The organism is Pseudomonas sp. AK106 (assembly GCF_053903055.1).
Genome location: NZ_CP096426.1, coordinates 2468191 through 2479242 on the forward strand (window position 1 = coordinate 2468191; position 11052 = coordinate 2479242).

The 11052-nt window shown below is 61.4% G+C and carries 7 protein-coding genes and 1 pseudogene; 3 read left to right on the top strand and 5 right to left on the bottom strand.

All coding sequences use genetic code 11. The features are described 5' to 3' along the window. Positions 1–20 precede the first annotated feature (20 nt). Positions 21–2924 (top strand): chemotaxis protein CheB, encoded by a 2904-nt coding sequence (locus M1E04_RS11150; RefSeq protein ID WP_456292980.1) that lies wholly within the window; start codon positions 21–23, stop codon positions 2922–2924. 14 nt (positions 2925–2938) lie between these two features. Continuing rightward, positions 2939–5194: a putative bifunctional diguanylate cyclase/phosphodiesterase gene (locus tag M1E04_RS11155; RefSeq protein WP_456292981.1), complete on the top strand. Its 2256-nt coding sequence runs from the start codon at positions 2939–2941 to the stop codon at positions 5192–5194. Here the strand turns inward: M1E04_RS11155 and M1E04_RS11160 are convergent. After that, positions 5147–5989 (bottom strand): phosphatase PAP2 family protein, encoded by an 843-nt coding sequence (locus M1E04_RS11160; RefSeq protein ID WP_456292982.1) that lies wholly within the window; start codon positions 5987–5989, stop codon positions 5147–5149. The genes M1E04_RS11155 and M1E04_RS11160 overlap by 48 nt on opposite strands. A 349-nt stretch (positions 5990–6338) precedes the next feature. On the opposite strand from M1E04_RS11160, the gene pmrG reads away from it, so the two are divergent. Continuing rightward, positions 6339–7034, top strand: a complete 696-nt coding sequence (gene pmrG, locus M1E04_RS11165; protein WP_456292983.1) for a lipopolysaccharide core heptose(II)-phosphate phosphatase PmrG — start codon at positions 6339–6341, stop codon at positions 7032–7034. A gap of 13 nt (positions 7035–7047) precedes the next feature. Here pmrG and M1E04_RS11170 read toward each other — a convergent pair whose 3' ends face one another. From M1E04_RS11170 to arnF, 4 genes and pseudogenes are all read right to left on the bottom strand, one after another. Then, entirely contained in the window at positions 7048–7341 is a 294-nt protein-coding gene (locus M1E04_RS11170) for a winged helix-turn-helix domain-containing protein (protein WP_456292984.1), read from the bottom strand. 348 nt (positions 7342–7689) lie between these two features. Continuing rightward, the gene (locus tag M1E04_RS11175) at positions 7690–9114 is read right to left on the bottom strand and encodes an IS1182 family transposase (RefSeq protein ID WP_456291445.1); all 1425 of its coding nucleotides are present in this window, start codon (positions 9112–9114) and stop codon (positions 7690–7692) included. Positions 9115–9227: 113 nt separating this feature from the next. Continuing rightward, positions 9228–10622, bottom strand: coding sequence for a UDP-glucose dehydrogenase family protein (locus M1E04_RS11180; RefSeq protein WP_456292985.1), 1395 nt, complete (start codon positions 10620–10622; stop codon positions 9228–9230). Then, a pseudogene (gene arnF, locus M1E04_RS11185) lies at positions 10600–11005 on the bottom strand (4-amino-4-deoxy-L-arabinose-phosphoundecaprenol flippase subunit ArnF). The gene M1E04_RS11180 and the pseudogene arnF overlap by 23 nt, the downstream one beginning before the upstream one ends. Positions 11006–11052 lie beyond the last annotated feature (47 nt).

Sequence of the window (11052 nt, forward strand, 5' to 3'; positions counted from 1 at the left end):
TTTGCCACATGAGGGATCCCGTGTCCGACATCGCGCAGCACCCCCGCCCCCAGGGCCGACTGCTCGTCGGCCTTGGCGCGTCCGCGGGCGGTCTGGAAGTGCTGCAGCGCTTCCTGAGCCTGATGCCGAGCGATTCGGGCATGAGCTTTCTGGTGATCCAGCACCTTGCACCGACCACGCCCAGCCTGCTCACCGAAATCCTCGCCCGCTCGACTGGCATGAGGGTCGTCGAGGCCAGCCATGGCGCGCCGCTCGACGCCGACACCGTGTATGTGATCCCGCCGCACTATGGCTTGAGCGTGACGGCCGACGCGCTGGTCCTGACCCGCTACGAGGGCGAGCGCGGTCACCCTCTGCCCATCGACGCCTGCTTCGCCTCAATGGCCGAGCACCATGGGACGAGGGCGGTCGGCGTGATTCTGTCCGGTACCGGTGCGGACGGCACCGCCGGCTGCCGGGCGATCCTCGATCACGGCGGCAGAACCCTGGTGCAGTGGCCGGAGGAGGCGACCTACAGCGGCATGCCCGACAGCGCGATCCAGGCGGGCAACGCCAGTCATGTGATGAGCGTCGAGCAAATGCCCGGCGTACTGACCGGCGGCACGGATCCGGACGGCCCGGCACCGTCGACGATGCAGGGCGACGCCATCGAGCAGATTCTGCTGCACCTGCGCACCATGACCGGCCACGACTTCACCCAGTACAAGAAGAGCACCATCGCGCGGCGCATCGAGCGACGGCTGCAGATCATGAACCTCGCCAGTCAGGTCGACTACCTGAGGCTGCTGCAGGGCTCGGCGGAGGAATGCAAGTCGCTGTTCAGCGAATTGCTGATCAACGTCACCCAGTTCTTTCGTGACCCGGCCGCGTTCACGGTCATGCAGCGGCAGATCCTCCAGCCGATGATCGACGCCAAGGCTGGCGATGAGCCGCTGCGGGTGTGGATTGCCGGTTGCGCCACGGGTGAAGAGGCCTACTCGGTGGCCATCGTTCTGTACGAGCTCCTGCATCCGCAGGGTCAGGCTGCCGGGGTGGCGCCGGGGATTCAGGTGTTCGCCACCGACCTGGACGCCGATGCCATCAGCATCGCCCGCGCCGGGTTCTACCCGCTTTCCGTCGCCCGTGACGTCGGCGCCGAGCGCCTGGAGCGCTATTTCAGTCGCGTCGAAGGCGGTTACCGGGTGAAGAAGGAAATCCGCGAGATGATCGTGTTCGCGGTGCAGAACGTGATCAAGGATCCGCCCTTCACCCGTATCGATCTGCTGTGCTGCCGCAACCTGATGATCTACCTGGGGCATGCGCTGCAGAACCGCCTGATCCCGACCTTTCATTACGCGCTCAAGCCTGACGGCGTGCTGTTTCTCTCGCCTTCCGAGAGCATCGGCGGGCATGCCACACTGTTCACGCCGTTGCAGCGCAAATGGAAGTTCTACCGGGCCGTGAAGACCCGAACCCCTAAATCCATGCCGATGGACAGCACGCTGTCGTGGCTGCCCAGCCCCATCAGCCGACCCCCGGACCGCCCCGCGACCATGACCAAGGAAACCAACATTGCCGAACTGACCCGTCGGGCGCTGCTGCAGGACTTTGGCCCTGCCTCGGTGGTCACTGATCTGACCGGCAACATTCTGTATGTCCACGGCGACACCGGCCGCTACCTGCGCCCTGCGCCGGGGCAACCCAGCCTCAACGTCGTCGAAATGGCCCGCGAAGGCCTGCAGCTGGACCTGCGCAGTGCGGTGCAGCGTGCCGCCCTCAGCGCCGAGCCGACTGCCACCCGGCCGCTGCCGGTCAGCGGTGACGGCGCGACGCGCTGGGTCAGTCTCAGCGTGCGCCGGATGGGCAACACGGCTCAGGGCGAGCAGTTGCTCCTGATCACGTTCCAGGAACCGGCCAGCGGCGCGGACATTCCGCCCGACGCGGTACCGGATACCGCCGCACATCTGGCGCCCGAGCGGGTCAGGCTGCTGGAGCACGACCTGGCGTACACACGGGAGAACCTGCAGGCGACCATTGATGAGTTGCAGCACCTGAACGAGGAACTGGGCGCGGCCAACGAAGAGATGCAATCGACCAACGAAGAATTGCAGTCGTCCAACGAGGAGCTGGAAACCTCCCGTGAAGAGCTGCAATCGGTCAACGAGGAGCTGGTCACGGTCAATGCCGAGCTGCAAACGAAGATCGAACAGCTCGGCGACATGCAAAATGACATGAAGAACCTCCTCGACAGCATCAATATCGGGACTATATTTCTTGACACAAAGCTGATCATTCGCCGCTTCACGCGCGACGCCGTGAAGATCTACCGCCTGATCCCCAAGGATGTGGGGCGGCCACTGGCCGATATCTCTTCGTACATTCACTCCATGGACCTGCTGGTCCCCGCACAGGAGGTGCTCGACATGTTGATCCCGCAAGAGATCGAACTGTGCACTGTGTCGGGCAACTGGTTCCTGGCGCGGCTGGCACCGTACCGCACGCTGGACAACGTCATTGACGGCGTGGTCATGACCTTTCACGACATCAACAGCCGCATCGCCAACCAGAAGGCCGTGCAGGCGGCGCGCGAGTTGGCCGAAGCCATCGTCGACACGGTCATCGAGCCGCTGCTGGTGCTGGACGAAAACTTGTGCGTTGTGTCCGCCAGTCGCTCCTATTACCGCACGTTCCCGACCACTGTGCCCTTGACCACCGGTCGCACACTTTTTGAACTCAACAATCGCCTGTGGGACATCCCGGCGCTGCGGCAAAAGCTCGGCACCCTGCTGGAAAACGACACCAGCTTCGATGGCTTCGTCGTGGAGCATGAACTGACCGATGCAGGCCCGCGAGCGATCACCCTGAATGCCCGTCGGGTGGTGGGAGATGCCACGCGGCCGCACCTGATTCTTCTGGCGATGCAGCCTGACACTTCACACGCCTGAGGTGCGGGACGACCATGAAACCCCCGCCTTTCGAGCCCCATATCGTTCATCCGGCGAACCCTCCCGACATCCCGGACCCGGACGACAACGCCCGGCTGCTGCATGACCTGCAATTGCACCAGGCCGAGTTGCAGATGCAGAACGAGGAACTGCGCGTTGCCCAGTCCGCCCTCGAGGCCTCCCGCGACCTCTACCTGGATTTGTACGAAAACGCGCCGGTGGGTTACCTCACGCTGACGCGCCAAGGGGTCATTGAAGCCGTCAACCGCACCGGCGAGACGCTGCTGACCTACCCGCGCCACCGCCTGTTGCAACGGCGCTTTGCCGGCCGCGTCGTCAGCCGGGACCGCGACCACTGGCAGCAGGTATTCGCCCGAGTCTGTCGCACAGGGCAAGCGGAGGAGTGCGATCTCAGCCTGGAGCGCACCGACGGCACGCACTGGCAGGCCCGGCTGAACTGCGTGCGCCACGGCGGCGAGACGAGCGGCATCCGCGTGACCCTGACCGACCTCACCGCGCGCCGGCAGATCGAACATCGCCTCAACCTCGCTGCCAGCGTATTCACCCACGCGCGCGAGGGCATCATGATCACTGACCCGACCGGCGCGATCATCGAGGTCAACGACGCGTTCACCACCATCACCGGCTATGAACGCGATGAGTCGACGGGCAAGAACCCGCGCTTTCTTGCCTCCGGCATGACCCCGCGTGCCGAGTACGTCAGCCTCTGGCGCAGCCTGCTGACCGAGCATTACTGGCAGGGCGACTTGTGGAACCGCCGGCGCGACGGCTCGGCCTATGCCGCGCGACAGACCATTACCGCCATCGTCGACGCCCATGGCGTTACCCAGCATTACGTCTCGCTGTTCACCGACGTCACCGAACTGCACAGCTACCAGCGGCAGCTGGAATACGTGGCCCACTACGACCCGCTGACCCACTTGCCCAACCGCGTTCTGCTCGCCTCGCGCATGCAACAGGCGATGGCCGATGCCTTGGGCAACGGCACCCGGCTGGCATTGGGTTACCTGGACCTGGACGGCTTCAAGGCGATAAATGACCTGCACGGCCATGACGTGGGGGACCGGGTACTGTCCAGCGTGTCCCGGCGCATGCAGAACGTCCTGAACGAGGCCTGCACGCTGGCGCGTCTGGGGGGAGACGAATTTGTGGCGCTGATCGTCGATCTTGACCAGCTCTGCGACAGCGCGCCGATCCTTGAACGTCTGCTCACGGCCGCCAGCGAGGTGGTGCAGGTGGGCGCGCTGAACCTGACGCTGTCGGCGAGCATCGGCGTCAGTTACTACCCGCAGGATAACGAGATCAGCGCCGATCAACTGCTGCGCCAGGCCGATCAGGCGATGTACCAGGCGAAACTCGAGGGCAAGAACCGTTTCCACGTGTTCGATGCGCAGCATGACCAGGAGATGCGTGGGCACAACGCGCGTCTGGACCGTATCGATCAGGCCATTCGCGAGGGGGAACTGCGCCTGTATTTTCAGCCCAAGGTCAACCTGCGCACGGGCGCGGTCGTCGGTGCGGAAGCCCTGCTGCGCTGGGAGCATCCGGAGCGCGGACTGCTGTTGCCGGGCAGTTTTCTGCCGCTGATCGAAAGCAGCTCACTGGCGGAGGTGGTGGGTGAGTGGGTGCTCGAAAGTGCCTTGAGCCAGATCGAGCGCTGGCAACGGGAAGGGCTGCATCTGGCGGTGAGTATCAACGTCGGGGCACGGCAACTTCAGCACCCTGATTTTGTGGCGAACCTGACCGAGCGACTCGCAGCACACCCTGATGTCGGGCCGGAAATGCTGATGATCGAGATCCTCGAAACCAGCGCGCTGGAAGACGTCGAAGGCGTCTCGCGCACGTTGCGTGCGTGCGAGCAACTGGGCGTGCGCTTTGCCTTGGACGATTTCGGCACAGGGTATTCGTCCCTCAGCTACTTGAAGCGCTTGCCGGTGGCGCAACTGAAGATCGATCAGACGTTCATTCACGGCATGCTCGACGCCCCCGGCGATATCTCGATCCTGCAGGCGATACTGGGGCTGGCCAGCGCGTTCGGTCGCGAAGTCATCGCCGAGGGCGTCAACAGCCCTGCCCAGGCGTCACGCCTGTTGCAGCTCGGTTGTGAGATCGGTCAGGGTTTCGGCATCGCCGAGCCAATGCCGGCGACGTTGATTCGCGGCTGGATCGACGCCTGGATGGCTGACCCGCTCATGCCACATTTACAGATCGGTGACTCCGTTGGGCCCGGACACCGACCGCTTCCGTAGCGCGGTACTGGCCTCCTCGACGGGCCCAGGGGCAAGCTGTCGCCAGCCGTAGAAGGCGAGGGCAGTGAGCAGCGCACCGATCCACACGATCACCCCGGCCCAGAACGTGTGCGACATGAAATGCCAGCCTTGCAGGACGCGCGTGGTGCCGTAGATCGCCCCCAGAATCATTGAGGCATACAGGATCGCGCGGGCGTGGCGCCATTGATACCGGCGCGCGACGAAGTACAGCGCGACCATGGTGAAGCCGCCGGAGGCATGCCCACCCGGCCAGCAGCGACCGGCGCCGGCTTCATGGAACAGGCTGAAATTCTCGAACCACTCCTTCTTCTCCATCGTCCCGCCGTACAGCGTCGTTTCGACCGGGCAGTAGATGCTGGTGTGGCTTTTGAAGAAGTGGATCATGCCGGTGGTCACGGCGAACGAGACAACGATGAACAGGAAGTCACGCCGGTGGCGGGCGGTGAAGCGCAGCAGCGGGGCGATGCGCAACCTCTCCAGCGACCTGATAAGCCGGTCGTGTCGCCCCGGTTTCAACAGCGGCCAGAGAAATGACAGGAGCGAGCCGATGATCGCGGCTTCCCCCGTGAGGTCGGGAATGATCCGCGGCCAGCGGTGGGTCAGGTTTTCAAACAGGCGATTGTGGCCAAACGGGAATTCGTGGTTCGGGTCATACAGCCAGTTGCTGATGACCTCGTCCAGCGAAGTCAGGTCGAAGACCACGAATATCGCCAGGGCAATGGCGATCGGTAAACCCAGGTTCCAGGCATAAAATCGTGATCGTTGGTTTCGCACGCTGAGTGTCCCGATAATTGGGGTTCATAACTTCGCCGGGAAATAAGTCGGCGCTGACGGAAGTTACGGGTGACCGGGTCAGCTCGCGGTGAAGACGATGTGAAAACGGCGTTGATAGATACGGCGTGCTGAGGGTTTTACTCACAAGATGACGCCGTGGGTATGAAACGTCGTACCCCATGATCGTTTAGTCGCGTGTCTTGTTCTCCTGTTGAAAGTGGTCACGCTTGATCATCACTGTATTTTTCACGAGCCCTTAACCAAATAACCATGCATCGCTGTTTACGCTTGTTGCCATTCAATGCCGCAGATTTCCATCTGCCATGGACTGAACAGTCGGAGCAACACGATGCGCGAACACGTCAATGTATCGCCCGCACTGATAGCGGGTAAGTTACTCAACAGCGCCAGTAAATTCCGTGTACTGCTGACCGCCTCGGGCATCGTCGTGTCGCTGCTGCTGTTAACGGGGTATACCTGTTGGCCCCGTTCGCCGATTGACCTCGTCAGGGGGCAAAACATGAGCAGGGCGGGTCTTTACGAGGGCTGGAAGAAAGGCGAAGTGGTGGTGCTGGTGCGCCACGGCGAGCGCTGCGATCGGTCGGATAATGAGTGCCTGGGTCCAAAGGACGGCATCACCCGCAACGGCAGCCAAGTGTCTGCCCAGGTGGGACGTTCGCTCGGTCAGTTGGGGTTAGCGCAGACCGATATCCTCGCCAGCCCGTCCACACGCACGGCGCAGACCGCCCAATCCCTGTTTGGCCATCCGGTGGCGTCCCAGGACTGGTTGGTTGATTGCGAGAACATGAACCTCGGCCGGGTCATGGCGCACAAGGCGATCAACCGGAATCTGGTCCTGGTGACCCACAGCGAATGCATCGGTCAGCTGGAAAGTCAGCAGGGTTATCCCAGTGCCGAAACCAGCGAATACGACGGGGCGGTATTTATCTCGTTGGACAAGCGCAACAGGCCAGTGATCAGGGGCATTATCAATCCGCAAGACTGGAAGCAACTGGAGAGGGAGGGGGTGACTGAAACAACATAAGGTATTGAGTGGCTTACTTGCACAGTTGATAACCGACGCCATACACCGTATGAACCAACGGATAGGCAAAACCGTCATCGACAACTTTTCTGATTTGATGGACGCGGGTGCCGAGGCCGGTGCTCTTGTCAGTACCTTGTTCGCCCCAGAGCATTTTGGCGATCTCTTCCTTGCTGACAATAGCGGGACTTCTTAGCATCAGCAGCGCCAGGATATCGATGTTGGTCGGGTTAAGTTTCAAGTGTTTGTCGGCGCGGAAGGCCCTGTATTTTCCGGTGTCCAGCACCAGATCTTCAACAACCAGCATAGTAATGATTCCACCCTCGCGACAGTGACGGGATAGTAGGGCGGCGATTGTCAAAAATTGGTTTGAGGGGTGTGAAGAACTCGTGGGGCTGGCGCCGGGCCCTTATTGTGGGACAGGCTGCAGCCGGGAAGGCGTCAGGCGTCACACTGCGGATCTTGTGGCGCACAAAAAGGCCTCTTCCCGGCTGAAGCCGGTCCTACTAAAAGCATCGCGTGCATTCCGCGGGGCTGGCGCCGGGCCCTTACTGTGCAGACCGTGTGAAAACCAGCTACTCAGCAGCTAACCAAAAAAAATGCCCCGATCAACTCGGGGCATTTTCCATTTATACAGAGAAGAAAAAGACCTTCCTCAGGCCAGTAACTCCATCATTCGGCGCACACCCAGCACGTTGATCGCTCTTTTCAGGTTGTAGGCGTTCACCGCCAGCGCCATTTCCGTTCGCGCACCTTTGAGCTGGCGAAGCAGGAACCGGCCATTGCCGTAAATCCATTGTTTGAGGTTGCCAAACGGGTGCTCAACGATGCTTCGTCGAGCCTCGACGATTTCCGGGTGGGCCTGCATTCGCAGCGCCATTCGCTCAAATGCATCTTCATAGGCATGACGTGTGATCGAGCGGTATTTGGTCTTGGTGCATTGGTTTTTAAGGGCGCAGGATCCACAAGCGCCAGCGCTGGCGCGGTAGAAACGCTTTCCCTTGTTCAACTGAACCAGCGTCAGCAAATGGCCGGTCGGGCATTGATAACGATCATTTTCACGATCATAGGTGAAGTCTTCCCGACGGAAAAACGAGGGCTCTTCGACCTTGCTGTTGATGGTTCGATTGATCGGTACATACGCTGTGATGCCCGCGTCGTCGCAGGCTTGGAAGTGCTTGCCGCTGGAGTATCCAGCATCAGCCGTGACGGTCAGATTCGGCTGTTCCAGCACTTCCTGAGTCGCTTTTGCCATCGGCTCCAGTTGCTTTCGATCGTCGCTATCCTGAGTGACTTCGTGGTGCACGATCAGGCTGTTTTCAGCGTCGACTGCGGTCTGCACGTTGTAGGCAACGGCCATGCCCTGCGGGGCTCGCATCATCCGCGCATCGCTTTCGGTGCTGATGAATTGCGTAATTTGCAGCTCGTCCATCAGTGCCTGGCAGGTCAGGTTGTCGTCCCGCTTGGCGGTCAGTTTTGCCAGTACCGTTTTAACAGCGCTTCGATCCACCACCTCTTCATTTTCGTCGCGATCCGCGCTGTCCAGATCCTCCAGATATTTCGCTATCCGGCGATCAAGTTTTTCCTGATCGCGCTTGAGGTGCTTGGTGCTGATGTGACGACGGGCCGAGGCTACGGCCTTGAATTTGCTGCCATCAATAGCAACCAGATCACCTTTTACCAGGCCTGCCGAACGGCAGAACTGAACAAACGCGCGGCACGTTGCGGAGAACGCAGTGGCGTTATCTTTGCGGAAGTCGGCGATGGTTTTGAAGTCCGGCGCGAGGCGGTTGAGCAGCCACATGACTTCGATGTTGCGTTGGCACTCAGCCTCAAGCCGGCGCGAAGACCGTATGCGCTGGAAGTAGCCGTAGATGTAGAGTTTGAGCAGGTCGGCGGGGTTGTAGGGCGGACGTCCGTTGCCCTTGGGAATAGCTTTATCGAACCCCAGAACCCTGAGATCCAGGCGCGAAACATAGGCATCAATGACTCGGACAAGATGGTCTTCGGGAATGACCTCATCTATTGAAACCGGAAACAGGCTGGTCTGGTTGCGCGATTCGCCCTGGATGTACGCCATAAGAAAATGCCCCGCATCTTTCGATGCGGGGCATTTTCTTAGATCTGAGGCAGGTTGGCTAGGTTTTCACACAGTCTGTGTGGGACCGGCTTTAGCCGGGAAGGGGTCGGCTGCTACACCATCGAACCACCCGCCACACTTTTGTACGGCATCCACTGCTTTTGCGGGATCGGCAGCTCGCAGGATTCCCCGCGCCCGATCGGGAAGTAGTGAAACCCGCTCTGGGCCAGGCGTTCGGTGTCGTACAGGTTGCGGCCGTCGAAGATCACCGGCGCGGCGAGGCGTTGCTGGATCAACTCGAAATCCGGGGCCTTGAACTGCTGACACTCGGTGCAAACGATCAACGCATCGGCATCGTTCAGCGTGGATTCCGGCGTGCCCATCAAAATCAGATCCCTGCGGTGGCCGTAAATCCGTTGCGTCTCTTGCATGGCCTCGGGGTCGAACGCGCGCACGGTGGCGCCGGCGTCCCACAACGCTTCCATCAGCACCCGGCTCGGCGCGTCGCGCATGTCGTCGGTGTTCGGCTTGAACGCCAGGCCCCATAGCGCGAACGTCTTGCCGCGCAGATCCCCTTCGTAAAAGGCGTTCACCCGCTCGAACAGCTTGTTCTTCTGCCGCTCGTTGATGGCCTCGACCACCGCCAGCAGGTCGTTGGAGCAATGGGCTTCCCGGGCGCTGTGGATCAGCGCGCGAATGTCCTTGCCGAAGCACGAGCCGCCGTAACCGCAGCCGGGGTAGATGAAGTCGTAGCCGATCCGCGAATCCGCGCCGATGCCCAGCCTCACTGACTCAACGTCGGCGCCCAGGTGCTCGGCCAGTTCGGCGATCTGGTTGATGAAGCTGATCTTGGTCGCCAGCATGCAATTGGCCGCGTACTTGGTCAGCTCGGCGCTGCGCAGGTCCATGAACATGATCCGGTCATGGTTGCGGTTGAACGGCGCGTACAGCTCGCGCATGACTTTGCGCACGGCATCGCTGTCGCAGCCGATGACGATGCGGTCCGGGCGCCGGCAGTCGTTGACCGCCGAACCCTCTTTGAGAAACTCCGGATTGGAGACGATATCGAACTGCAGCAAGCGACCGGCCTGGCGCAGCGCCTTGTCGATATGACCGCGCAACGCGTCGCCACTGCCCACCGGCACCGTTGACTTCTCGACGATGATCAGCGGCTCCGAGCGGTACGTCGCGATGGCATCACCGACGGCGAAAAAACCCGTCAGGTCTGCCGAGCCGTCATCGCGGGACGGCGTGCCGACGGCGATAAACAGCACCTCGGCGTGCTCGACCGCGCGTTGCGCGTCGGTGGTGAACTGCAGGCGTTTGTTCTCCAGGTTCTCGCGCACCAGGCCGGCCAGCCCCGGTTCGAAAATATGCACCTGACCCTGCCGCAACTGCTCGACCTTGGCTTGGTCGATGTCCATGCAGACCACGTCGTGGCCCACTTCAGCAAGCACGGTGGCTTGCACCAGCCCGACATACCCGCTACCGAAAACGCTGATTCTCATGAAGAAAAGCCCTGTGGAGGAGTGCTGGAAATGCGCCGAAGGTTGATGGTCAGCACGCCCATCACGATCAGGATGACGCCCAAAGTTTTCGATACCGTGAACGTCTCATGGAAAAATGGCAGCGCCGCGGCGAGGGCATACACCAGCCCGTAGCTGACGCTGAGCAGGGAATAGGCGCGACTCAGCGGAAGGTCGCGCAGCGCCAGCAGCCAGGCGAGCATCGACAGCCCATAGGCAATGATCGCGGCGCCGATCACCAGCACGGCGAAAGGGCTCAGTTGTGTCAGCCCGCGCAAACCCGGCCAGGCATCAGGGGAGGGCAGACGGCTCATGCCCCAGCGCATGCCCAGCTGCGCCGAACTCACCAGCGCCACGCTGCCCATCGCCCACGCGGTCGCCCCGCGCTGCCTGCCCGATTGGCAAAGACTTG

Coding starts and splice junctions, on each gene's coding strand:
- M1E04_RS11170 (WP_456292984.1), bottom strand. CDS start 7,341: ATGCTGGTTGTTGAAGATCTGGTGCTGGACACCGGAAAATACAGGGCC.
- M1E04_RS11155 (WP_456292981.1), top strand. CDS start 2,939: ATGAAACCCCCGCCTTTCGAGCCCCATATCGTTCATCCGGCGAACCCT.
- M1E04_RS11175 (WP_456291445.1), bottom strand. CDS start 9,114: ATGGCGTACATCCAGGGCGAATCGCGCAACCAGACCAGCCTGTTTCCG.
- M1E04_RS11180 (WP_456292985.1), bottom strand. CDS start 10,622: ATGAGAATCAGCGTTTTCGGTAGCGGGTATGTCGGGCTGGTGCAAGCC.
- pmrG (WP_456292983.1), top strand. CDS start 6,339: ATGCGCGAACACGTCAATGTATCGCCCGCACTGATAGCGGGTAAGTTA.